Below are 23,660 nucleotides of genomic sequence, written 5' to 3' on the forward strand. Positions count from 1 at the left end.
GAATATCAATGTGAGTCCAGTTAGATGCTAGCCATCAAATTATTAAGCACATTAATAAACACCAAGCTAACCAGAATTATCGCTTTAATTGGGATTTGTGCCTATGCCAATCCATCATGGGGTATTTGTGTGGTTGATTTGCCAACGAAGATCGCAGGAATTGTGCAAACTCCACAACTAAAATCAGCAAGAGTGGGGGTATATGCAAGTAAGTTAGATAATTTAGCTAACCCAATTGTGAATATTGATGGGGATAAATATTTTACGCCCGCTTCTAATCTTAAGTTATTCACCACGGCGGCGGCTTTGGAAATTCTGGGGAAGGGCGATCGCATTAAAACCAGTTTATGGCTAGATCAAAACCGAGAAACTCTATGGTTAAAAGTTGAGGGTGATCCTAGTTTTACCGAGGATAATTTAAAGTCTCTGGTGAAATCTCTAGCTCAATACCTACACGTCAATGGGATTAGGGCAATCTCTGGCAATATTAAAACTTCTACTCAGATTAGAGGTTCAGGTATAGGGCAAGGCTGGCAGTGGGAAGATTTACAGGAAGATTATGCAGCGATCGCTAATGCCTTTATTCTGAATGAGAATGTTTTAGATTGGACAACTGCTCCGACTCGGATTAATCAACCGATTAAATTTAGTTGGGATCGCCCAGATTTGGCACAGGGTTGGATCATTGATAATCGGGCTATTACGGTGGATGCTTCCATCCCAAATTCTTTAAAAATAGAGCGATCGCAAGGACAAAACAAACTCATAATTACAGGTAACCTGCCCCAAAATACTCCACCTGAACTAGGTGCAACCGCCGTACCAGATTCTGAATCACATTTTTTGAGGCTCTTGCGATCGGAAATGATCAAGCAGGGAATTAAATTTAAACCTGAACTTAAAAATCTATCTAAAAATTTGCTTGAAAATCAATCAATGCCAGCGATCGCTGTTGCCACTATTTTTTCACCTCCTCTAGCAGAATTGATTAATACAACTAATAAACAAAGTAATAATCTTTATGCTGAATCTTTACTCAATAGAATTGGCAGTTTTTCCAACCCAGATTCAGAACTAGACTCAAGGGAACAAGGCATAGATATAATCACTAAGTTTTTAGCAGATAAAGGTATTTCCGCAATTGTTATGGCAGATGGTTCGGGGTTATCAAATTTAAGTTTAGTCACTCCCAAGACGATCGCTCAACTTTTAACCATAATGAAAGATAATTCCATATTTCGAGACTCCTTACCGATCGCAGGTGTAGATGGAACCTTAAAAAATCGATTGCAATCCTTTAGTAATATTCAAGCTAAAACTGGAACTTTAACAGGTGTAGCAGCCTTGTCGGGCTATATCCAACCACCTAAATATCCAGAAATTGGGTTTAGCATCATTATTAATAATTCCACCCTATCTAACCGTGAGCTAACTCAAAATTTAGATGCGATCGCCCAGCTATTAAGCTCCGTTGAAGTTTGTAATTCAGTACCTTGACCTTGAGATTAAATATTTAGATTAAATATTGACAGGGAGATTATCGCCCCAATATGATTACCCAATTTCTTGGAGAAGGGAAGACTCTCTCGCCGATGTTCCGATCATCTTTTTTAGCTTTCCTCTAGCATCCATTCTAGCGATCTCAGTCCCAGTTGTAGTTCTAGGGGAATACCCACAGCTTTTCCGAGCCTAGGGCGTAATTTAGTGGTAGCGATAAAGTTTTTTACCTGCTCGATCGCTCCCCATTCATGTAGATGCGTAGCCAGACTATCTAAATGCTCTAAATATTCCGCTTCTGATAAGGGAAATGATTGTTGTTCTAGGTACCGCCACATCACCTGTAGCCAAATACGTCCTTGACTGCGGCGGAGTTGCAAATCATAGGAATGTCCCCATTTAGTCTGAATAAGTTGCTGTAGGTCTCGACCATTCATGGTGCTAAGGGGTGATTTTATCGTATTCTATCTCAAGTTTATTATAGTTAAGGGCAATGCCTAGACTTAATGATTGCTTAAAATCGTGGCGGGTGCAAACAGGCTAGTATTCTAAATATTCTCAAGATGGGCTGTAAAGTTTAATTAGGTATCAAAAAATTAGGCTATGGAAAAATTAACTCTAGCAATTGATGTCGGTGGTAGTGGGATCAAGTCGATGGTCTTAAAAGCAGATGGCACTCCCCATACCCAAAATCTGCGAGTTGAAACCCCAAAGCCAGCTAAACCAGAGCCAGTTATTGCGGCGATCGCCGATCTAGCTAATATCCACAAAGAGTTTAATCAAGTTTCTGTAGGATTTCCCGGAGTTGTGCGCCAAGGCATAACCAAAGGAGCAATTAATCTTCACCCCGATTGGGATAATTTTGATTTAGGCACTGTACTCTATGATCGACTGGGTAAACCTGTGCGAATAGCAAATGATGCTGATGTGCAAGGATTAGCAGCGATCGCAGGTAGAGGTACAGAGTTAGTCATTACCCTTGGTACAGGCTTCGGCTCGGCTTTATTTATTGACGGTCGACTAGTACCAAATCTGGAACTGGGGCAGCATCAGTTTCGCAGTGGCGATACCTACGAAGATCGGCTAGGACAACGGGCATTTGATAAGGTTGGGCAAAAACTATGGAATCGAAGACTTAATAAAGCTATAGATGCGATCGCCAACCTTTTTAACTATGACTATCTATATATTGGTGGTGGTAATGCTAAAAAAATAGCACTGAAACTTCCAGAAAATGTCAAAATTGTACCGAATATATTTGGATTAATTGGGGGACTGGCTCTATGGTCATCACAATTAAATCACTGGGAACAATCTTAATCTGAGTTTCATCTTAAAACATAGGTTGCATAAGCCTCAAAATCAATGTAATTAAACCTTTGAGCCAATTTTTTGAGATACACCTATGAAATTACCAATTCTTGCTGCTACAGCTATTTTAATCCTAGCCGCCCTACCTGCTCAGGCACAGAGAAGATCTGAGCGCATCACCTGCTATCGAGAATGGAATGTGATTAGTTGCCCGGGCTATGGCGAGTTTACCATTCGTAATGATCGTAATAATAACTACAGAAGGGATGACGATAACTATAGACCCTACGATAATAGTCGGTATAACGACATAAATGGACTACAGGCAATTAACCAAATCTACTTTGAAGTCCTAGGACGCAGAACTGACTTAAGTGGAGCTAGAACCTATATCAATAATCTCAATAATGGTTGGACTTTGCAAAGGGTGCGTGCTGACGTTGCTTACTCCGCAGAGGCTGAACAGGTAATTAATCGAGCCTACCAAGAGATTCTGAGACGAGATGTTGATCCCAGTGGACTAGAGACTTATAAGCGGTTACTTGCTAATGGCGGCACGATCGCAGATGTGAGACGAGAGTTAGCCAGAAGCCCAGAGGCTCGACTTAGATACTAGATAATTTAGATATGAGATTTAGCTACTAGACAATGACAATAGAACATGTGGGTAGAATGCAAAAGCAAGCCGAAGCTTATTTATCACTAGATAAGCCCCTAAAAGCGATCGCCATCTATGAACAGATCATCAGCCAAGAACCAAACTTTGCACCTGCCCATAGTGAGTTAGCAAGGGTATTAGAATCTCAAGGTTGGTTAGAATTAGCCATACCCCATTATGCCCAAGCGTTGACCCTAGCCCCTAATAGTTATAGTTTGGATTCCCATCTTAATTTTGGCAAACTCCTGCACAGTCGGGGTAATATTGACGGGGCGATCTCCAGCTATCAACGTGCCATCAATATCAATCCTCAGTATATTAGAGCCTATCAGACATGGGCAGAGACCTTAATCCAGTCACAAAGGCTAGATGAGGTATTAACATTGTATGCTCAAGCTGAACTTTACGATCTTGATTTAATTGGTGCCAAGGACTATAGCGATTTGGGAATTGCCTATATTAACCAAGGAAAAGTCATAGAAGCGATTACCTGTTTTCAAAAATCTATTTCCATTCAGCCCAGCTATGCCAGTGCCCACTGCAACTTGGGGAATGCTTTATTACAGCAAAATAACTACAAGGAAGCACTTATTAGTTTTTATGAAGCTTTGAGCATTGATCCCGAATTTGCCGAAGTATATTTTAACCTTGGCATTACTTTAACCAAAATTAATAGACACGATGAAGCTATCGCCTGTTTTGAAGCAGCCCTATCCCTAAATCCTGAATTTAAGGAGGCATATAGTAATCTAGGCTTCATGACCACCCAAGCCCCAAATTTATCGATCAATTCAAATGCAAGTTAAAGTCCAAAATGAAATTTAAATTAAATCTTTACAAGATTGACTAGACAAGATCAGTGATTACCAATACAATGTATCGGCAAACAAAGGTATCCTGTCACCTTTTAGGAGGTCGCTATTCCCGAACAACTAAACCTGACTGTGAGTTTGAGAGGCAGCCGCGAAGTCAAGGAAAACTATCAAATATTTCGCCTCACTGGTCTGTTAGATGCTTTCTCTGAACCCGATTTTCGTCGAGTTGTCAGTAAATGTATTGATGATGGACCCACAAATATAATTTTAGACCTGTCAGCAATTGATTTTATTGACAGTTCAGGTTTAGGCGTGTTGGTGCAGATGGCAAAAAAAACCCAAAGTGTAAATGGGAAGCTTCAAGTAATCAGTAACCCCCGTGTAACCCAGACTGTAAAATTAGTAAGATTAGAACAGTTTTTGTCTCTACAACCAAATATTGAATCAGCTCTTGAGAATTTGGCGAGTGGTGCGGCTTAGGGGATGACTTAATGTCATTATTCAAGATTCCAAATGCTACGGTCGCTGAAATTTCTACACCCTCACTTGCCTATATTGGTGATGCGGTATATGAGTTGCATGTTAGAATGTACTACCTCAGTCCTCCGCGTACAGCCAGTGCCTATCATCAACTTGTCGTAGCAAAAGTTAGGGCTGAAAATCAAGCCAAGCAACTTGATCGCCTCATTCAAACGCTATTTCTTAATGATGCAGAGTCTGACCTAGTGAAAAGAGGACGTAATGCCGCAGGTTACGCCTCTCGGAACATTGATCCAGCAATTTATCAAAAAGCAACGGGTTTTGAGACTTTAATTGGTTACCTCTACCTCACTGATCACGATCGCCTGCACCAAATTTTTGAACAAATAGACCATGAAATTTAAAAACAAAGCCTCCATCGGCAAGCCCAAGCGTTCTTCTGAGCAATCCTCTAGTGGGGATCAGTATGAGCGCAGAGATAATTGGGAAAAACCAGATCGATCTCAGGCTTATGATCGGCGAGATCGGCATGAGCATGATCGTTCCTTTGATCGAAATAGAGAGCGCTCTGAAGAAAGACTAAATGAAAGACCGAATAGATATACTCCCCCTCGTCCACAACGCAAATCATCGGAAGAGTGGGATCGTCCAGAGCGTCTTGATCGCCGCGATCGCCAGCCCTTATCTCATAATCAATCAAATCAAGAGCCTAGTAAGCCAGTGCTTAAGGCTTCGGGTTATGTGCCTAGACCTGATCGTGATCGTTCTGATTCCCCTGATCGCTCATTTAATCAAGAAGATGATCGTGGGTTTGAACCACCTATTAAGCCAATCAGAAATCGTAACTCAGATTATAGCGATCGCTATTCGGGCTATGGATCAGATCGACCAGAAGGAAAGAAAATTGAAAGATCGGAAGGTCGTAAATTTATAGCTACTAGATCGTCAGACCTTAAAGGATTTAAATCAGAGCAAAGATTTGATCGCAATAAAGATAATTCTGACTCCCAAACTTCTGCTAGTTATGACCTAGAAGAAAATCCAGACTTAATCTATGGTCGCCATGCGGTTTCCTCTGCAATTTCTGAAGGGGGAAGGTCAATTCATCGCATTTGGGTTACACCGAAACTGCGCTATGCCCCAGATTTTTTACCCTTGGTTACAGCCGCTAAGGCGATCGGAGCCGTAATTGATGAAGTTGATATTAGTCGCCTCAATCAAATTACTAACTATGCTAAACATCAAGGTATTGTGGCACAGGTGGCTGCCTACGAATATGTGGAACTAGATGAATTGATTGCTACAGCCAAAGCCAAATCTAATCAGCCCGTGATTATTGTTGCAGACAGCATTACTGATCCTCATAACTTAGGTGCCATAATTCGCTCGGCAGAGGCTTTAGGTGCACAGGGAATTGTGATTCCCCAACGTCGGGCAGTGGGAGTAACTTCTGCGGTTGCTAAGGTGGCGGCAGGAGCTTTGGAAAACTTTCCTGTGGCAAGGGTAATTAATCTGAATCGGGCGTTAGAGCAGTTAAAAACTGACGGATTTTGGATTTATGGTACGGCTGCTGATGCGGGGCAACCTGTGCATAAGGTTAAATTTGATGGGGCGATCGCTTTAGTCGTCGGGGCAGAAGGAGAAGGATTAAGCTTAACGATTCAGCGATCCTGTGATATTTTAGTCTCAATTCCCCTTGAAGGAAAAACCAACTGTTTAAATGCTTCTGTAGCTACAGGTATGGCGTTATATGAAATATTTAGGCAGAGATGGGTAAATAAGTTAAGTTTGAACACTATGTAAGAAATACCTAGTGTAAGATAGTTGTAAATTTTTATTAAAGGTGTTTCAGTGATGGAAGTAACTGATAACTTAAAGGAAATATTTATCTCTTTTGTAGATACAATTGGAGTCGCTGTATGGGTAGAAATAGTTACTGAGTCTCCAACTTGCACATACTACTTTGGTCCTTTTTCTGGTATTGCTGAAGCAGAAATTGTTAAAAGCGGCTATGTGGAAGACCTAGAGAGCGAAAAAGCCATAATTAAGTCAATAGTAGTTAAACGCTGTAAGCCTCAAGAATTAACCATCTTTGACGAATCTGCGGATGATCTCCTTAACGGCAGTACCCACAAATTAGTTTTGACCAATCAGATTAGTTAATTGCAGATATAAATACTAGGTAATTAGCCAAGTTGCGGTTTTAGTGATTAGGCGGGCGGGATAAAGTTGATCATCCTCTGATTCTGCCATCACTGCTTTTAAGGCATTTTCCTTACCTGCGCTTGGGACTAGGAATAGAATTTGTTTGGCTTGATTAATTAACTGGGCAGTAAAGGTTAAACGCGGTTGTTGATCTTTCTCTCCGACAGTAATTAAGCGATCGCTCACAGTTAGAGCCTTGGTATGGGGAAATAAAGATGCGGTATGTCCATCATCGCCCAGCCCCAATAAAATTAAATCAAAATTGGGATATTCACCAATATTAAGGTTAAAAAATTCCTGTAAGTGGGTTTCATATTTTTGAGCAGCGATCGCTGGATCAGATTCATCCGTAGGCATTGGATGGATATTTTCGGGTGGAATAGCCACATGATCTAACCAAGCTTTACGGGTCATACCTTCATTACTTTGGGGATCGGTAACAGGGACATAACGTTCATCGCCCCAAAATACATGCACTTTTTGCCAATCTAGGTTTTGTTCTGCCAATTTTTCGTAAAGGAGCTTGGGAGTACTGCCGCCAGAGGCTACTAACGTAAATTTATTATTAACAGCTATAGATTCTTGGTAAGCATTTAACACTAACTCTAAAGCTCTAGCAGTTAAGGCAGAGCGATCGCTTAAAGTTTCAACATGTCTAGAAATATGAATATTCTTAACCATAATCTGAGTGGATTTCTAAAATTTTGTAGTGTTTTGTGTGATCTTTGACTGTTCAGCTTTTCAATGGTTTAATTTGGGAAAGGCAATTGTTACGGAAATCTTAAGCCGAGGTACTGCCCTATGACTCCATCTATTATGCGTTTGTTTTGGAACTTAGTATATCAAGCCCAACCTAATCTGATCCTGCACCTTGAAGATGATAAGCTAACAAACTGGTTGACCGATCAGGTAAGACAAAGATTATGTCTAGATCGCCACCAAGAAGACGATCTAAGTAGTTATATTAGCGATCGCATTCCTCTAATTCGGGATATTGCCAGTAATCAATAAAAAATGCAAATAAATGCAGTTTAGCGATCGCCTTAAGCCCATAGCTCATAATGTCTTTGCCGATATGGACAAAGCCAAGAGCCTAATTCAAGGGCATAGCTTAATTGATTTATCCTTAGGTTCTTCAGATTTACCCACATCTCCAAAAATTTTAGAAGCGATCTCCACCGCTTTAAAAGATCCCCAGACCCACGGTTATTCCTTATTTGCCAGTACTAAAGACTTTCGCATTGCCGTCTCGAATTGGCTCATTAACCGATTTGGTATAACTGTCGATCCCGAAACCGAGGTTTTACCATTAATTGGCTCTCAAGAAGGAACAGCGCACTTACCCCTAGCTATTCTTAATCCCGGCGACTATGCCCTTTTACAAGACCCTGGCTATCCGTCCCACTATGGCGGTATTCATTTAGCCTCTGGACAAATTTATGGGATGCCTTTACGGGCAGGGAATCAGTATTTACCTGTATTTGCTGATATTCCCAAGCCGATTGTGACTGCGGCAAAAATGATGGTGTTGAGCTACCCCCATAATCCGACGACGGCGATCGCTTCTTTAGAATTTTTGCAGTCGGCAGTGGCATTTTGTCAGCTTCACAATCTAGTTTTAGTCCATGATTTTCCTTACCTTGATCTAGTGTTTAATGGGGCAAAGGCTCCATCGATTCTCCAAGCAGACCCCGATCGCAGTGTTAGCATTGAGTTTTTTACCCTGTCTAAGTCCTATAACATGGGGGGATTTAGGGTTGGGTTTGCCGTTGGTAATCGCAATTTAATTCAGGCACTACGTGAAGTCAAAGCTGTAGTGGATTTTAATCAATATCAAGGCATTATGCGGGGAGCAATCGCGGCTCTAAATAGTAAAGACGGGGAAATTCTGGCAGTCGCAAACACATTTAAACACCGTCGAGACGTTATGGTAAATGCCCTTCATACCATTGGCTGGGACGTACCGATCCCCGATGCAACTATGTATATTTGGGCGCAGCTACCACAGCAACTGAGGAAAAAGTTTGATTCCGTAAAATACTGCTTAAATTTAATCCAATCTACGGGAGTGGCTTTATCACCCGGTAATGGCTTTGGTAAATGTGGAGAGGGTTATGTGCGGTTAGCATTGGTACATCCGCCTGAATTGCTTACGACAGCAGCACAGCGTATTGGTGATTTTAATTCTGGACAATTTTAGGACACAAATTTAAGACGCAAATTTAATAATTAATGCAATAACTGGCTCAAAATCTGATTCTGCCCTATATGATTAATCTTAATCAAAGCTATGGAGATCGCAGCCAATAAGTATAAATAGGCATTAGGCAAATCACAAAAACTAGAGCAAACAATATCTTAAGATGAATATGGTTTGGATTGTTGTTACTATACACTTGCTATTGAGCTTGGGACTACTCTGGGCTAGTTGGCAAGCTTGGCAATTGAGGGTAGTTTTAAATTCTGTAGCTAATACAGTAAATGGCTACGCCCGTGCCTGTGAGCAAGGATTATCGGTTTCACCACCAGCAATTCTAATTGCCCAGCAAGGGGCGGCTGTTGCTAAAGTGCAGTATAAAAATTTATTACCGCAAATCAAACGAGTCCAACTGATTCTATCTATCGTCAGTCGGTTACAGTCATTGGGTAAATTTCGGAAGAATTCTAGAAGGAGCGATCGCTATGGCAAACGGCACAGGTAAATTTATCGGCGGATTTTTAATCGGTGGTGCTGTGGGTACGGTTTTAGGTTTATTGCTTGCTCCCAAAACTGGGAAAGAAACCCGCAGACTATTGCGTAAATCGGCAGATGCCATTCCTGAAATTGCCAGCGATATTGCCAATGATATTAGTGCCAACGTGCAGCAGCAAGCTGATCGCTTTACAGAACAAGCAGGAAAAACCATTGATAGTACGATTGAAAGAATGCAGGAGGCGATCGCAGTGGGGAAAGATGCCAGCCAAAAGTTACGCCAAGAACTCAATGCTATGAAGGTTCCCAGCATCAATGCAGATGAAGATAATTTATGATCGAGCCGTTGTTTTGGTTGGGATTATCAATTTTACTGGTGGCAGCAAGTTTAACTGCTCTGCTAGTAACTGCTATTCCTGCCTTTCAAGAGTTAGCCAAAGCGGGGCGCAGTGTCCAAAAACTAGCAGATACCCTTTCCCGTGAACTTCCTCCCACCCTCGAGGCAATCCGATTAACTGGACTGGAAATCAGTGAATTAAGCGACGAATTAAATCAGGGTGCCAAAAATGCTGGGGAAGCGGTTAAGCAGGTAAATGACAGTATTAAAGGGGTTAAGAAGCAGGCAGAGAGTGTATCTATAACTACCCGTAGTGCTTTTGCGGGCTTAAAAGCAGGGTGGAAGGCATTTAGTAAGCCTAAACGTAAAAATGGTAATCCCCTTAGGCAACTCCCTGAGGCATCACAACGCAATCAAATAGCTGATCGAACTGATAGAGATGATGTAATTAATTCAAGAGATGAATAAGTTATGGTGCTTTGGAACTATGCCACACCTGGGATCCCCGATGAGATGTTTGACCGCTTACCTGGTATTCCCCTGAGTAAATGTGAGGTGAGGTTACTCCTAATTAGTCATTTACGCCTGCGATCGCATTCTGTATTTTGGGACATTGGCGCAGGTACAGGCACGATCCCAGTGGAAGTAGGATTACTATGTCCTAGCTGTAAAATTGTAGCGATCGAGCGGGATCAAGAGGTAACGGGTTTAATTGATCGCAATTGCCAGAAATTTGGGATTAAAAATGCAGAAATTATTAATGGGAGTGCGCCAGAATGCCTAGATGTTCTTACAGATATTCCAGATCGAATTCTAGTAGAGGGTGGGCTAACAATTAAAGAAATTTTGGAGTACTGCTGGAATCGATTAGCGACCGGGGGCAGAATCATCGCCACTGCTGCCACCCTTGAAGGACTGTATAAAATATCTGAAAGCTTTTCTCAACTACAAGTTCGCAATATAGAAGTAGTACAGTCATCTTTTAACCGCCTTGAAACTAGAGGTAACCGCCAAATTTTTGCGGCAGTTAACCCAATTTTTATTTTAAGTGGGGATAAAATTAGTTAAAAAATTAGTTAACGATTAATTAAGTCTCGAACCGTACTAGATGCTGCAATCCCGGAACAGTAGGCACCCTCAAGATTTTTGCCAGCACACCAATCCCCTGCACAAACCAAAGGTAAAGGCATTTTAGTAGTTAAACAATCAACTTCTAAAGCCTCTTCCACAAGGGCATATCGCCACCGTTGCAACTGCCACCACTCTGGTTGACTCAACCAACTGTCCAAGTATTCCCCCGCCTTCAGTAAAATTGCCTTACCTACTTTCTCTAAGTCGGTTTCTTCTAGGGAATGTCGTGCAAACTGCGAGGTACTTTGAAACACAAATACTGGTTGGGTAACTTGGTCGGGATGTTTACTGCTGTCATAGCTGATCCAACTTAAGATAAAATCATCAACGCAGCGAAAAGCTCGCCATTGCTCAGGTATAGCTTGAGTTTTAGCATATCCCGCCATAACTGTAATATTGGGATGAAACTTGACTGACTGCACGGTCTTAAGTAATTGAGAGTTTGCCCCCAGCACGCTTTGAAATAATCCTAAAAATTGTGGTGCAGGTATAGTGGAAACGATTGCGGACGCAAATATTTGTTCACCAGTTTCGGTAGTCAGATACCATTGTTGGTCTTGAACTTTAACCTCAACAATTCTAGTTTTCAGTAAAATATCTTGATCTGTGGCTAAATGTTTGGCGATCGCTGTCATCCCGAAGGGAGAAGTATAGCGGGGATAAAGCCAACCCGAACTAGAGAATTGACTACCATCTGGACTCAATTGAGTGATCGAACGTGTCCATTCTTTGACAATACCCTGTTGTTCCAGACTATGAATAAATCTACCAAATACTTCATTGTGGACACTGACATACTGAGCACCGTGATCTGCCCAAGTTCCCTGCAATCTTCTGGTCGCTAGCCGTCCGCCAACACCTGCCGCCTTTTCTACAATTTTGATATTTAGCCCTGCCTGTCGTAATTCCTTCCCACAGCTTAACCCTGCTAAACCTGCCCCAATCACCACCACATCATACATTACTTAATTTCTCCAAATAGGTCGTAATGATCAGCACCCGTAATTTGCACAGAGAGCATTTCTCCCAAGCTCGCTTTATGCTGAGGGTCTTTAAGATATACTACTCCATCCACATCCGGGGCAAACCTAGGCGATCGCCCAATTAATTCTCCAGTTTCAGGATGCTCTTGCTCAATTAAAACATTAACGATCTTACCGATTTCCGCCTGATTTTTACGCAATGAAATGTCCTGCTGGACAGCCATAATTGCATCTTTTCTTGCCTCTTTAATTTCTTCAGGAATTTGATCAGGCAAGTCATAGGCAGGAGTACCCTCTTCCGCCGAATAGGTAAATACCCCAACGTGATCAAACTCATGACGCTGTACAAATTCTAAAAGATGTTGAAACTGTGCCTCGGTTTCGCCCGGAAATCCTACAATTAAAGTCGTTCGCATCACCGCATTGGGAATTGCCGTTTTAATTTGTTCAATAATTTTGTCATTAACCCGACCATGCCAAGGACGATTCATTGCCCTGAGCATATCAGGATGGGAGTGCTGAAGTGGTAAATCTAAATAAGGCAATACATTTGGGATAGATTGCATAGCTTTAATTACTTTCGGGGTCAAGCCTGTAGGATAGGCATAGTGCATCCGAATCCAAGGGACATCTACCTCACCCAAAGCTGTTAAGAGTTCTGCAAGTCTAGGTTGCCCATATAAATCTAGCCCGTAATTAGTAGTAATTTGGGAAATTAGGATCAGTTCTTTGACCCCCTCACTCGCAAGGCGATGTGCCTCAGTCACGATGGATTCAATAGATCGCGATCGCTGATTACCTCTAAGATGGGGGATTATACAAAAAGCACAGCGATAGTCACAACCCTCTGCTACCCGCACATAAGCCACAGACTGATTAGTAGTACGGTACCTTGGCACAGTTTCATCGGCAATATATGTTGGCTCTTGGGATATTTCCTTAACTCGTTCTCCCGCCTCTGCCCGCTCAATTACATTCACAATTTTATGGTAGTCTCCCGTTCCCACCAATGCCACTGCCTCTGGAATTTCATCAAGTAGGGTTTGTTGGAAATGTTGCGCCATACATCCTGCTATTACGATTCGTTTTCCCATTTCCGCCAGTTCTACCAAAGCTCTAACAGATTCTTCTCGCGCTGCTTCAATAAAACTACAGGTATTAACAATTACATAGTCTGCCAACTCTTCATTACTATCCACCCCATAGCCAGCTTGCACCAGTAGTCCTAGCATATGTTCAGTATCTACACGATTTTTTTCACAGCCCAAATGGGAAATGGCGATCGTGGGCTTGATAGTTGGAATCATAAATGTCTTGCCAGAAATAACTTTTGCGTGCTGTTTAACTTTAGGTATTGTCAATAAATAGAGATGAAATGATCAAAACTTAAAACCCCCAAAAGGTGGATTTCCAATCAGGGGTAATTTTGTAAGAAATTGACTTTAGAAATAGACCTTAGAAATAAATTAAATGACTATTTTTTCTTCCCAGTATTAATTTTAGGTGGCTCTCTAAAGAAGATCGCAAAGAAAAATAGACCGATTAGACTAGCAAAGATTAGAACGTAGGTAATAGTTTCCATAATTTTTCCGTAAATTGTTAAGCCTTAAATTAAGCCTCAGCTCTAACACGAGTAGATTTGTCTCCAACTTTTTGGAAGGCACCCCATTCTACTTGCTCTTCATCAAGCTCTGGGTCAATACCTGCAAATACATCACGGAACAGAGTTCTAGAACCATGCCAAATATGACCAAAGAAGAAGAACAGAGCAAACACTGCATGGGCAAAGGTAAACCAACCCCTAGGGCTAGTGCGGAATACCCCATCCGAACTGAACTTATCTACATCAAAGTTAAAGGTTTCGCCTAGTTGTGCTTGACGAGCGATTTTCTTAACAGTAGGAGCATCAGTAAAAGTTTTACCGTTTAGCTCTCCTCCATATAGGGTTACAGAAATACCCGCTTGCTCAAAACTATATTTAGATTCAGCTCTCCGGAAAGGAATATCAGCTTTAACTATCCCATCTTTATCCTGTAAAACCACAGGGAAGGTTTCAAAGAAGTTAGGTAAACGTCTTACAGTTAATTCACTACCATCTTTATCTTTAAATACTGGATGTCCAGCCCAAGCTTGAGCTACACCATCACCACTGTTCATGGCACCAACACGGAATAATCCACCCTTAGCTGGGCTATTACCTACATAGTCGTAGAATGCTAGTTTATCGGGAATAGATGACCAAGCTTCGGATAGGGTTGCTCCCGATCTTAATTCTGCTTGAACACGGCGATCAATTTCCTGTTGGAAGTAGCTATTATCCCACTGATAGCGAGTAGGTCCAAACAATTCAATCGGCGTAGTTGCTGCACCGTACCACATAGTTCCCGCTACAACAAAGGCTGCGAAAAATACCGCTGCAATACTACTAGAAAGAACAGTTTCAATATTTCCCATTCTGAGAGCCTTGTATAAACGCTCAGGTGGACGTACAGTCAGATGAAATAGCCCCGCCAAAATGCCAACGATACCTGCGGCAATATGGTGAGCCACAACCCCTCCTGGATTAAAAGGATTAAATCCGTTAGGTCCCCATTCAGGAGCCACAGGTTGAACATGTCCAGTCAGTCCGTAGGGATCGGACACCCACATTCCAGGTCCAAATAAACCAGTTAAGTGGAATGCGCCAAAGCCAAAACAGAGGATGCCAGATAAAAATAAGTGAATTCCGAACATTTTGGGCAAGTCTAGGGCTGGCTCACCAGTGCGTGGGTCTCTAAAGAGTTCCAAATCCCAGTTAACCCAATGCCAACAGGCAGCCAAAAACAATAACCCTGAAAGGACAATGTGAGCTACAGCTGTACCTTCAAAAGTCCATAAACCTGTATATTTTGCTGCTTCACCAGTTACACTCCAACCACCCCAAGAATCAGTAATTCCTAGCCTCGCCATAAAAGGCAATACGAACATACCCTGTCTCCACATGGGATTGAGAATAGGATCGCTAGGATCGAAAGTTGCTGTTTCATAGAGAGCCATTGAACCTGCCCATCCAGCGACAAGGGCGGTGTGCATGAGGTGAGTAGCAATCAGTCTACCTGGATCATTCAGGAGAACTGTATGCACTCGATACCAAGGTAATCCCATTTGCTAATTTCCTTTATATAAATGATCTTAACGATTTTTATTTTATGCCAACGGGACATTCAATTGTTGAACATAACAATCTTGAGAAGTCCTAATTGGGTTAATATTACCCTAATTATGTAGGTTTATGTGAATGATTGCTCCATTATTTTGCTGACTTGTACTGATTTGATCTAGGTATCGTGGTCTTTTAGCGAAATTGCTGCTATGGGGTAATTTGTTTTTTATTAATTGCAGATCCTCAAAAAATTATGAATTTCATGATATTACGCACGTTTGCTACCGCTATTTTGCCCATACTTATACTAGTAAATTTACCTTTGGGTGCTAAATCTCAGCCAATTTTGCCCTCCGAAGCTCCTCCCGTGTTGACTGCTCCTCCGATTGAAGCCATCCAGACTCCTGATGGCAATGTCACGCCTGTGAATGGGAGTGTGACGGTTAAATTGATTAATAAGACTAACGCTAGGATTAAATTCCAATTTTTGGGTAATTTGGGTACCCGTCAAACTATTCTGGAGGGGCAAGCTGAGTCTCGTTTGTTTAAGTTGTCATTACCTATATCCTTAACTTTTAGGCGTATAGATAACGGATTTTTAAAAGTTGATTTACGGACAAGGGATAATGGGCTGCTGGAAGTAGAGTTTGACTTGACCGCAGATTTTAATGTCGATCGCATTAGTTTATGGGTGAGTCCATCTGGGGAAATTTATCTGAATTGACTTTATAAAATGACTTCCAAGTTAAATTCCAGAACGAGTTTTAGTGTGACTCTATAGGTGAACATGTTAGCCTAAGGTAAAAGCAGGATTTTTAGTTGTTAAATGAATTCAAATACTTTTTTCCCATTGTTGGTTCTAGGCTTTGCCTGCTTAATTTTAGGCTGGAGTTTACGCAAAGCTAATGGCTTTAATAAGCTTAGTTTTTTAGCTTGGCTACAGGGATCAATGTTGGTTTTACCTTGGATTGCCTATTTTGGTTTATTTTTAAGCGGTATATTTATCAGCCTTGCTGGGCTTTTATTATTGCTTTCTATATCGACGATCGCCTACATCTGGTTAGGAAGATTTGTGCGTAAAGTTCAGAATGAGCAACCTAAGCCTACTTTAAAAAAACAGGTGATTGCTCCAATCCTTGAAATAAAGCCAGAACCTAATTTAAAAAGCAAGTCAGAAGTAGAGATAGGCTCTAAACTTCAACCTGAAGATATTAAAAAGATGCAGGGCATATTTGGCATTGAAACTTTTTATGCCACCGAGATCGTCCCCTTTCAACAGGGATTAGTATTTAAAGGCAATATGAGGGGGGAAGCTGAAGCAGTTTATCATCATTTATCTAAGAGTTTAAGCGATCGCCTTGGGCAAAGGTATGAGTTATTTCTTTTGTCTGGTCAAGACTCCAAACCTGTGGTTATGATTTTGCCAAATCGAGGAGAATTAGTAACTGAGACTAAACCTCAGCAAATTTTAGCGGTGATTTTAATAATTTGTACAATACTCACCTGTCTTGCATTGGGAGCGCAGTTGGGAAATATTGATTTGAGTCTGCATCCTGAGCGGTTTTTAGAAGGTTTACCGTTTGGTTTGGGGATTGGGGCAATTTTACTGGTGCGGGAGTTAGGCTGGCGATGGATAGGACAGAAGTATGAGGTCAAGTTGGGTTTGCCTTTTTTCTTGCCTTCTTCGCAAATGGGAGCTTTCGGTGCTTTTAGTCGAATTCAGTCGTCATTACCTAATCGTCAAGTTTTGTTTGATTTAGCGATCGCTCCTGCTATTTGTAGTGGGTTATTATCTCTACTATTTTTAGTGGTGGGTTTATTACTCTCAGGTCACCATGATGGCAACTTGCAGATTCCTAGCCAAATTTTCCAAGCGTCGGTATTGGTAGGAATTTTAGGAAAGCTAACTTTGGGTGGGGCATTGCATATCGATTTAGTGGAAATTCACCCTTTGGTAGTTTTAGGTTGGTTGGGACTGGTAATTACGGCATTAAATCTTTTGCCTGCGGGTCAGCTAGATGGGGGCAGAATTATTCAGGCTATGTATGGCAGAAAAACTGCTGGTACGGCTACATTGTTGACTTTATTGGTGTTGGCGATCGCTACTTTAATTAATCCTTTAGCACTGTATTGGGGCGGAATTATTTTGATTTTACTTAGGGATCAAGAGGGGATTATGCACAATGAGTTGAGTGATTTAGATGGCGATCGTGATGCTTTGGGCATATTTGCTCTATTTTGGATGTTGATAACTTTACTACCCATGACGGCAACCGTAGCGGAGAAATTGGGCATAGGAGGCTAGTGGCTAAATATCCATTTTTACTGAGACTAGGAGCATTTTTAGGAATTTTATTAGGGTTATGGCTCCCCATAGCTTTGCCAGTTTATTTAATCTTCAAAGAAGCCAGTAGTGTATCCCTCGGAATTTTACTCTACATTTTATTCGTAGGATTAATTTGGGTATGGGGACGTAAGGTTGAAGGCGTAGGTCGCCCCTATTATTACTATGGCTTGGGAAGGCATCCTGAAGGAAATCATTACTTTTTTTTAGAGCTTTTAGCAGGTTTTGGTGTTGGCTTTATGGCTTTATTTTTATTGATGGAGCTGCAAGTTAGTTGGGGGTGGTTAAGTTGGCAGCCAAATATTGATTGGATTAGTGCTATCGGTTCAGGCGTGTTAACAGGTCTAGGGGTAGGTTTTGCAGAAGAATTACTATTTCGGGGGTTGCTATTAACTGAAATGGAAAAGGATTTTGGCACGGGGCGATCGCTGTGGTTGAATAGCAGCTTTTTTGCGATTACCCATTTCATTAAATCTGAACCCATTCAAGTCTTAATCTCTCGTTTGGTGCAGTTTCCGGGTTTGATGTTGTTAGGAATGACTTTAGTTTGGGCAAGGCGATCGCAAAATGGCAGTCTGGGCTTAGCAATTGGTTTACACGGTGGATTAGTTGGAGCCTTTTACATTGTTAATACCACTAGCTGGATTCGAGCTAATCAAGTCGTACCTGAATGGATCACAGGCATAGGAGGTAATCCTTTAGCAGGCATTATGGGTTTATTGTTTTTAGGAGCGATCGCCTTGGGGATTAGATTAAAACCCAAATCTTAAGTATCTAAACCTTAAGTAAAATGCTTTAGTAAAAATTACGACACCCGTTTTTGTAGAGATGCTGCTCTTCGTTTTGCAGTTTCATTGTCAGGAGCGATTTCTAGTACCCGTTGATAGGACTCTAGGGCCTGAGGGATTAATTTTTTCTTCTCATACACATGCCCCAAGTTATTTATCGCAATTACATATTCGGGTTGGAGAGCGATCGCTTCTTTATATTTTCTAATTGCCAGATCAAACTGTTGCTGAGAGAAATAGGCAAAACCTAGGGCATTATGCACTTCTGCCATTCCTTCTCCCCCAGATTTTAGGGATTTTTCAAACTCAGAAATTGCCTTAGCATAGAGTTTTTTATTTAGGTACACGCTCCCCAGTTTGTAATAATCGATGGGCGTTCCCGTCTCTTTTTGTAGTTTTGGCTGTAAATCACTAATTACTGATTCTAACTGCCGACTTTTATAAATTTGTCTTACTACTAACCACCCCAAGATACCTAAAATTGTGACTAATGTGGTGAGGTAGGCGATCGCTAATAAACTATCCATGAAGATTCTATAAAATTTTATCCTTAGTAATCCTATGGTAAATTACCTCATTACCTAAGTGTAATTAATAAAATATTCCTCTATAAAATATTTCTGTGTAAACATAACTTTAAACTTATAAACAAACTGAGAAACAAATCAGCAATTAAACTTTGGAATAAATTATTCATACTAGCTTCATAGTATATTAATTCTTAATTCAAAGAAAAACCCTAAAACCTATGTCTTTCAATCTTGGTAAGCCCATAACCTTAGCAATGTTAACAATGATGCCGATCTTATTTGGTGGTGAGCTAGTAGCTCTGGCAGACAATTTTGGAGCGATCGCCCGTTCTCGTAATACTGGAGATAAAGGCTATGCTTGGAATTTTTCTACTAGAGAGCAAGCAGAACGCAGGGCAAGACGGGAATGTGCAAATGTTTCAGGTGCTGATGATTGTAGAGCATTACTGTGGTTTAAAAATGCCTGTGGTAGCATCGCTGAGGCATCCAATGGGGGAGCAGGTACAGGTTGGGGTACTGATGAGGCTCTGGCAGAACGGTATGCCCTTGAATCCTGCAGCACAGTGGGTTCTCGGTGCCGTGTGGTTAGGACCTTCTGCACTGATTAGTATTACTGACTAGGATTTATTCTGAGTATCATGGTAGATAAGTAAAATCAACTGAAAAGCTAATCATGGCAAATGACGGTTTCAATGTATTAGTTGTTGATGATAACGAGATGAATCGTGATACTCTACGTCGTCGCTTAAAATATGAAGGCTTCACGGCAGAGTTAGCTTCTAGCGGTAAAGAGGCAATGACAATGCTGCGATCGCAACCCTTTGATTTAGTATTACTAGATATTATGATGCCAGGTATGGACGGCTATCAGGTACTGGAGGCAATTAAAGCCGATAAAGCCTTAAGTAGTATTGCCGTGATCATGGTGTCTGCCATTGATGACCTAGATAGCATGATGCGATGTACAGAACTTGGTGCCGATGACTATTTAACTAAACCTTTTGATCCTGTCTTATTGAGAGCAGCGATCGCCCGATCCTTAAAGCGCACACCCACAGTTGCTCCTAAACCAGTCAACCAAAAAATTACTACCCTCCAGAGTGAAACTAAGCTCCAATCTGATCCCCAAATCTCTAAGACATCTAAGGAACCCACAAATCCTCCAGACATAAGTTTGCAAGAAATTGTGACCCAGATAATCAATACAGGGCAACTAACGCGCAAGTCTTATATGCACTTCAGTAAAGCCATTTTTAATGGTTTATTTTCCTCTACTCCTCTAACCCAAGTTCAGTACGGGCAGATTAATATTATATTTACCTATCTCCAGTCTGGACGCATCAAAGTTATAGACTAAGACTTCCTCCCTCTGAAACCAGTTTTTTAGAAATGCCTACCCAAAGATACTTATGTAAGGAATTGGCATAACTTTCTATTTTAAATTCCTAGCAGGATTTAGAATTGTCTTTATAACTAATCTATAAACTAACTAATCTATTAGCTTCTCGATCGCTATCAATACATTGAATTACATTGAATAATGCTAAATGGAGAATAAAATGCCTTACGAAAATGCTGTACTAGATGATAAAGACCTTCAAGCTGGTTTATCGGGAATTAATCCCAAATTTGGAGACTTTGTTACCCGTGTTGCGGGCGAAGCTTGGGGGTTACCTCTAATCGATCAAAAAACCAAAGCCTTTATCACTATTGCGGTTGATCTAGTTAATAATACCCAGATCGGGATTGGTAGTCCTTTTGAAGCTCATGTCAATATGGCGCTCAAGCAAGGTGCAACTCGTGAAGAAATCGAAGAACTGTTACTATTTATGGCAGTTTATGCTGGCTTTAATAAATCTGCTAGTGCCTTTGTTGCCCTCAATCAAGTTCTCGGCAGTTCTAATTCCGATTAAATACTTAAATTAGCCTTATCCATTGCATCCTAGTGTATGCTTTCACCCAAAAGAATTTATCTGTAGAAACTATGAAAAAAAGGACTAACTACTACAAAGATTTATCTGCTGATTATTCAAAACCTGGACTAGTTTCTGAAGAATTAAAGGCAAAACTTATAGGTGATGCTGAAGCATTTATTGCTCTCAAAGAAGCAACTCTACCTCAAATCGGAGATGATTATACTACCGCCCAAATTGAGCTAGAAAATAAAGAATGGTGGCCCACCCACTGCGAGGCACTTCGACAAGGCAGGGGTGACTTATTAACTGGTGAATATCGAGATGACTTAGTTTATCTTTGCCAAGATGGACCTTTTTATGGACTAGGTGAGCAGAAAGAACGAGAACAACATTGGTGGGCATTAATTGCTCAACCCGGGGTAACTATGTGTTGGCCAATTGTGCAGTTTTGGTCAGAATTTGTCCACTTTGAGTGGAAATGTGTTGATGATGCAACCAATGAAACTCTTGCCAAAGGTATGGTTTGCTGGGTAAGACGTGGACACCGTGGTGGTTGCTACTTTAAGAGCGAACAATTAACCTTCTATAGGGATGTCTTTGCTGCCCCTGAGTTACTAACATTAATCACTACATAATCAATCAATATAAATCAATACATAAGTTTGGCAGAGATTTGGGTAGATAAAGGCTCATTCCCTAATCTAAATCCTGCCAATTTAGTCCTCAATAAACATCCTACGGAGATAAAGATATGACTGAAATCAAAGGTAAAATTGGCGTAATTATTGAAGACCATTTCGATCAAACTGAATACCGTCTCTTTAATGCTCACTTCCCTGAGTATGGCTATGAAGTAGAATATATTTCCCATCTTTGGGGACAGCCTGCTTTGCATTTTGGTGGTAATCCCGATGATGGAATTTATGACCCCATTGAAAAAGTTACAGTTACCACAGAAATTAATGACATTAACCCAGATGACTATAAAGGGTTTATTTGTATCGGTGCCTATGCCACAGATCGATTGAGGTATCAGGCTAGTGTTAAAAAAGGGCAAAAAAATCAAGCTCCTGCCGTTGTATTTCTGCGTAAGGTAATTAATAATCCTAAGATTAAGCTTGGGACAATTTGCCACAGTCTATGGCTATTTTGTGCTGATTCCGATTTAATTAGAGGAAAAAAAGTTACCTGCGCCCATAATATTATTTGTGATGTGGAAAATGCTGGTGGTGATGTGATTTACGAAGGTGATGCCACCGCAGATTTAGTAATTGACGGCAATTTGATTACAGGTAAACATCCGGGTGTAACTATGCAGTTTATCGAAGCCTTTGTTAAAGAAATCGAATCTGCGTCTTAGTTACTCATTACTCTATATATTTCAACTATTCTCACCTATGGCTCCTACCCTTGGCGTTAACATTGATCACGTGGCGACAATTAGACAGGCACGCAGGGGTATAGAACCTGATCCAGTGGCGGCGGCTGTGATTGCTGAATTAGCTGGGGCAGACGGGATTACAGTGCATTTGCGCGAAGATCGGCGACATATTCAAGATCGTGATGTTCGCATTTTACGGCAGACGATTCGCACTCACTTAAATCTGGAAATGGCAGCAACGCCTGAGATGGTGGAAATTGCCCTAGATATTAAGCCCGACTACGTTACTCTGGTTCCTGAAAAACGGGAAGAGATTACTACGGAAGGAGGCTTGGATGTGATTGGTTTGGGCGATCGCCTAACTAAAATCGTAGTAGAATTACAAAATGCCCAAATTCCTGTCAGTCTATTTGTTGATGCTGATCCCAGTCAAATTAAAGCTTCAAGCCAAACAGGGGCAAAATTTGTGGAACTGCACACTGGTACCTATGCCAATGCCAAAACCGAAGACACCTTAAAACACGAACTAGACTTTTTATCCCTAGGTTGTGAACTAGCACTGGAACTGGGGCTACGAGTTAATGCTGGACATGGGCTAACTTACTGGAATACGAAAGCAATCGCCCAGCTTAGGGGGATGGAAGAATTAAATATTGGTCATAGTATTATCAGTCGTGCTGTCTTGGTGGGCTTAGATCAAGCGGTTAGAGAAATGAAAGCATTAATAATTTAAAATTTTTAAAATTTAACTTAATGGCACCGTGATTCAAAACAATCCCTTGATCTGATTGATATGCTGATTAAATTCCTCAACTTGAGTACAAATTAACTTTGCCCGATCGCTAATTTTTTGCCAATCTTGATTATGAATTGCTTGGGGTAAAAATAAATCCGTAGAAATGCCCACTGCGATCGCCCCAGATTTAAGAAAATCGATCGTATTATCCACCGTCACTCCACCCGTAGGAATCAGGGGAATATTTTCCAGTACGGGCTTAAGACATTTAATATATTCTTGCCCCCCAAGGGTTTTTATAGGAAATATCTTGACTGCATCCGCTCCCCACTGCCAAGCTTGCAAAATTTCAGTTGGAGTCATAGCACCAGCAATAATTGGGATATGGGCATGATTAGCTAATTGAATTAAGTTTTGATCGACATGGGGCGTGAATACGAATTTACAGCCGATCTTGATCGCTTGCCTAGCCATATCTATATTTAAAACTGTACCCGTCCCAATTTGACAATGGGGTAACTCTGCCACAAGTTGAGGAATTAAAAGCTCTACAGATTCAGTATTCCAAGTAATTTCTAGGAGTCTAATCCCGCCATAAGCAGCAGCGATCGCCATTTTATAGGCAGTACTAACATTGGCAGCACGAATTACTGCGAAAATCCGATATTGTTGAAGTAAACTAATCCAGTGGTTCATAACGATTAAATTAGACTA

General features: G+C 41.1%; 31 protein-coding genes. 23 read left to right on the forward strand and 8 right to left on the reverse strand.

Annotated elements, in window-relative coordinates; genetic code table 11:
• Positions 1-24 precede the first annotated feature (24 nt).
• Positions 25-1,497, forward strand: a complete 1,473-nt coding sequence (dacB, locus tag SYN7502_RS02205) for a D-alanyl-D-alanine carboxypeptidase/D-alanyl-D-alanine endopeptidase (protein WP_015167266.1) — start codon at positions 25-27, stop codon at positions 1,495-1,497.
• 113 nt (positions 1,498-1,610) lie between these two features.
• Here dacB and SYN7502_RS02210 read toward each other — a convergent pair whose 3' ends face one another.
• Positions 1,611-1,934, reverse strand: coding sequence for a DUF3067 family protein (locus SYN7502_RS02210; protein ID WP_015167267.1), 324 nt, complete (start codon positions 1,932-1,934; stop codon positions 1,611-1,613).
• Between the two features lie 166 nt (positions 1,935-2,100).
• Between SYN7502_RS02210 and SYN7502_RS02215 the strand changes: the two genes are divergently transcribed.
• The 7 genes from SYN7502_RS02215 to SYN7502_RS02245 all read left to right on the forward strand — a co-directional run bounded on the left by SYN7502_RS02215 (position 2,101) and on the right by SYN7502_RS02245 (position 6,924).
• A complete protein-coding gene (locus SYN7502_RS02215; protein ID WP_015167268.1) occupies positions 2,101-2,817 on the forward strand; it encodes an ROK family protein in 717 nt (238 codons plus the stop codon).
• A gap of 85 nt (positions 2,818-2,902) precedes the next feature.
• Positions 2,903-3,424, forward strand: coding sequence for a DUF4214 domain-containing protein (locus tag SYN7502_RS02220; RefSeq protein WP_015167269.1), 522 nt, complete (start codon positions 2,903-2,905; stop codon positions 3,422-3,424).
• A gap of 32 nt (positions 3,425-3,456) precedes the next feature.
• Positions 3,457-4,272, forward strand: coding sequence for a tetratricopeptide repeat protein (locus tag SYN7502_RS02225; protein WP_015167270.1), 816 nt, complete (start codon positions 3,457-3,459; stop codon positions 4,270-4,272).
• 138 nt (positions 4,273-4,410) lie between these two features.
• Positions 4,411-4,761: an STAS domain-containing protein gene (locus tag SYN7502_RS02230; protein ID WP_015167271.1), complete on the forward strand. Its 351-nt coding sequence runs from the start codon at positions 4,411-4,413 to the stop codon at positions 4,759-4,761.
• Between the two features lie 11 nt (positions 4,762-4,772).
• Positions 4,773-5,165 carry a Mini-ribonuclease 3 gene (locus SYN7502_RS02235; RefSeq protein ID WP_015167272.1) on the forward strand — a complete coding sequence of 131 codons (393 nt, stop codon included), beginning with the start codon at positions 4,773-4,775 and terminating at the stop codon, positions 5,163-5,165.
• Positions 5,155-6,564, forward strand: a complete 1,410-nt coding sequence (rlmB, locus tag SYN7502_RS02240) for a 23S rRNA (guanosine(2251)-2'-O)-methyltransferase RlmB (protein WP_015167273.1) — start codon at positions 5,155-5,157, stop codon at positions 6,562-6,564. The genes SYN7502_RS02235 and rlmB overlap by 11 nt, the downstream gene beginning before the upstream one ends.
• 51 nt (positions 6,565-6,615) lie before the next feature.
• Positions 6,616-6,924, forward strand: a complete 309-nt coding sequence (locus tag SYN7502_RS02245; RefSeq protein WP_015167274.1) for a DUF1816 domain-containing protein — start codon at positions 6,616-6,618, stop codon at positions 6,922-6,924.
• 15 nt (positions 6,925-6,939) lie between these two features.
• Here SYN7502_RS02245 and pgl read toward each other — a convergent pair whose 3' ends face one another.
• Positions 6,940-7,647, reverse strand: a complete 708-nt coding sequence (gene pgl, locus SYN7502_RS02250) for a 6-phosphogluconolactonase (RefSeq protein WP_015167275.1) — start codon at positions 7,645-7,647, stop codon at positions 6,940-6,942.
• A gap of 120 nt (positions 7,648-7,767) precedes the next feature.
• Here pgl and SYN7502_RS02255 point away from each other — a divergent pair, with 120 nt between their 5' ends.
• The 6 genes from SYN7502_RS02255 (at position 7,768) to cbiT (ending at position 11,063) form a co-directional block, all read left to right on the forward strand.
• Positions 7,768-7,977: a hypothetical protein gene (locus tag SYN7502_RS02255; protein WP_015167276.1), complete on the forward strand. Its 210-nt coding sequence runs from the start codon at positions 7,768-7,770 to the stop codon at positions 7,975-7,977.
• Between the two features lie 13 nt (positions 7,978-7,990).
• A complete protein-coding gene (locus tag SYN7502_RS02260; protein ID WP_015167277.1) occupies positions 7,991-9,166 on the forward strand; it encodes an LL-diaminopimelate aminotransferase in 1,176 nt (391 codons plus the stop codon).
• Positions 9,167-9,335: 169 nt separating this feature from the next.
• A complete protein-coding gene (locus tag SYN7502_RS02265) occupies positions 9,336-9,668 on the forward strand; it encodes a hypothetical protein (protein ID WP_015167278.1) in 333 nt (110 codons plus the stop codon).
• Entirely contained in the window at positions 9,649-9,996 is a 348-nt protein-coding gene (locus tag SYN7502_RS02270; protein WP_015167279.1) for a YtxH domain-containing protein, read from the forward strand. The genes SYN7502_RS02265 and SYN7502_RS02270 overlap by 20 nt, the downstream gene beginning before the upstream one ends.
• Positions 9,993-10,463 (forward strand): hypothetical protein, encoded by a 471-nt coding sequence (locus SYN7502_RS02275; protein WP_015167280.1) that lies wholly within the window; start codon positions 9,993-9,995, stop codon positions 10,461-10,463. Before SYN7502_RS02270 ends, SYN7502_RS02275 begins: the two co-directional genes overlap by 4 nt.
• Positions 10,464-10,466: 3 nt before the next feature.
• Positions 10,467-11,063 (forward strand): precorrin-6Y C5,15-methyltransferase subunit CbiT, encoded by a 597-nt coding sequence (cbiT, locus tag SYN7502_RS02280; protein WP_015167281.1) that lies wholly within the window; start codon positions 10,467-10,469, stop codon positions 11,061-11,063.
• Between the two features lie 8 nt (positions 11,064-11,071).
• Here cbiT and SYN7502_RS02285 read toward each other — a convergent pair whose 3' ends face one another.
• The 4 genes from SYN7502_RS02285 to psbB all read right to left on the reverse strand — a co-directional run bounded on the left by SYN7502_RS02285 (position 11,072) and on the right by psbB (position 15,253).
• Positions 11,072-12,088, reverse strand: coding sequence for an NAD(P)/FAD-dependent oxidoreductase (locus SYN7502_RS02285; protein WP_015167282.1), 1,017 nt, complete (start codon positions 12,086-12,088; stop codon positions 11,072-11,074).
• The gene (gene rimO, locus SYN7502_RS02290) at positions 12,088-13,416 is read right to left on the reverse strand and encodes a 30S ribosomal protein S12 methylthiotransferase RimO (RefSeq protein ID WP_015167283.1); all 1,329 of its coding nucleotides are present in this window, start codon (positions 13,414-13,416) and stop codon (positions 12,088-12,090) included. Before rimO ends, SYN7502_RS02285 begins: the two co-directional genes overlap by 1 nt.
• 167 nt (positions 13,417-13,583) lie before the next feature.
• Positions 13,584-13,691: a photosystem II reaction center protein T gene (locus SYN7502_RS18665; RefSeq protein WP_015167284.1), complete on the reverse strand. Its 108-nt coding sequence runs from the start codon at positions 13,689-13,691 to the stop codon at positions 13,584-13,586.
• A gap of 29 nt (positions 13,692-13,720) precedes the next feature.
• A complete protein-coding gene (gene psbB, locus SYN7502_RS02295; RefSeq protein ID WP_015167285.1) occupies positions 13,721-15,253 on the reverse strand; it encodes a photosystem II chlorophyll-binding protein CP47 in 1,533 nt (510 codons plus the stop codon).
• A gap of 251 nt (positions 15,254-15,504) precedes the next feature.
• On the opposite strand from psbB, the gene SYN7502_RS02300 reads away from it, so the two are divergent.
• From SYN7502_RS02300 to SYN7502_RS02310, 3 genes are all read left to right on the forward strand, one after another.
• A complete protein-coding gene (locus SYN7502_RS02300; RefSeq protein WP_144050158.1) occupies positions 15,505-15,975 on the forward strand; it encodes a hypothetical protein in 471 nt (156 codons plus the stop codon).
• A gap of 102 nt (positions 15,976-16,077) precedes the next feature.
• Entirely contained in the window at positions 16,078-17,556 is a 1,479-nt protein-coding gene (locus SYN7502_RS02305; protein WP_015167287.1) for a site-2 protease family protein, read from the forward strand.
• Positions 17,556-18,365 carry a CPBP family intramembrane glutamic endopeptidase gene (locus tag SYN7502_RS02310; RefSeq protein WP_015167288.1) on the forward strand — a complete coding sequence of 270 codons (810 nt, stop codon included), beginning with the start codon at positions 17,556-17,558 and terminating at the stop codon, positions 18,363-18,365. The genes SYN7502_RS02305 and SYN7502_RS02310 overlap by 1 nt, the downstream gene beginning before the upstream one ends.
• A 35-nt stretch (positions 18,366-18,400) precedes the next feature.
• Here the strand turns inward: SYN7502_RS02310 and SYN7502_RS02315 are convergent, their stop codons facing one another.
• Entirely contained in the window at positions 18,401-18,910 is a 510-nt protein-coding gene (locus SYN7502_RS02315) for a tetratricopeptide repeat protein (RefSeq protein ID WP_015167289.1), read from the reverse strand.
• Positions 18,911-19,131: 221 nt separating this feature from the next.
• Here SYN7502_RS02315 and SYN7502_RS02320 point away from each other — a divergent pair, with 221 nt between their 5' ends.
• The 6 genes from SYN7502_RS02320 (at position 19,132) to SYN7502_RS02345 (ending at position 22,943) form a co-directional block, all read left to right on the forward strand.
• Positions 19,132-19,521 carry a DUF4189 domain-containing protein gene (locus tag SYN7502_RS02320; protein WP_015167290.1) on the forward strand — a complete coding sequence of 130 codons (390 nt, stop codon included), beginning with the start codon at positions 19,132-19,134 and terminating at the stop codon, positions 19,519-19,521.
• Between the two features lie 65 nt (positions 19,522-19,586).
• Entirely contained in the window at positions 19,587-20,270 is a 684-nt protein-coding gene (locus tag SYN7502_RS02325; protein WP_015167291.1) for a response regulator, read from the forward strand.
• 202 nt (positions 20,271-20,472) lie between these two features.
• Positions 20,473-20,826, forward strand: coding sequence for a carboxymuconolactone decarboxylase family protein (locus SYN7502_RS02330; RefSeq protein WP_015167292.1), 354 nt, complete (start codon positions 20,473-20,475; stop codon positions 20,824-20,826).
• Positions 20,827-20,897: 71 nt separating this feature from the next.
• Complete coding sequence (locus SYN7502_RS02335; protein WP_041429769.1) at positions 20,898-21,464, forward strand: hypothetical protein; 567 nt, start codon at positions 20,898-20,900, stop codon at positions 21,462-21,464.
• 116 nt (positions 21,465-21,580) lie between these two features.
• A complete protein-coding gene (locus SYN7502_RS02340; RefSeq protein WP_015167294.1) occupies positions 21,581-22,189 on the forward strand; it encodes a DJ-1/PfpI family protein in 609 nt (202 codons plus the stop codon).
• Between the two features lie 37 nt (positions 22,190-22,226).
• The gene (locus SYN7502_RS02345; RefSeq protein ID WP_015167295.1) at positions 22,227-22,943 is read left to right on the forward strand and encodes a pyridoxine 5'-phosphate synthase; all 717 of its coding nucleotides are present in this window, start codon (positions 22,227-22,229) and stop codon (positions 22,941-22,943) included.
• Positions 22,944-22,976: 33 nt separating this feature from the next.
• Here the strand turns inward: SYN7502_RS02345 and SYN7502_RS02350 are convergent, their stop codons facing one another.
• A complete protein-coding gene (locus SYN7502_RS02350; RefSeq protein ID WP_015167296.1) occupies positions 22,977-23,642 on the reverse strand; it encodes a bifunctional 4-hydroxy-2-oxoglutarate aldolase/2-dehydro-3-deoxy-phosphogluconate aldolase in 666 nt (221 codons plus the stop codon).
• Between the last annotated feature and the right edge of the window lie 18 nt (positions 23,643-23,660).

It is taken from the genome of Synechococcus sp. PCC 7502 (assembly GCF_000317085.1).
Lineage (GTDB): Bacteria > Cyanobacteriota > Cyanobacteriia > Pseudanabaenales > Pseudanabaenaceae > PCC-7502.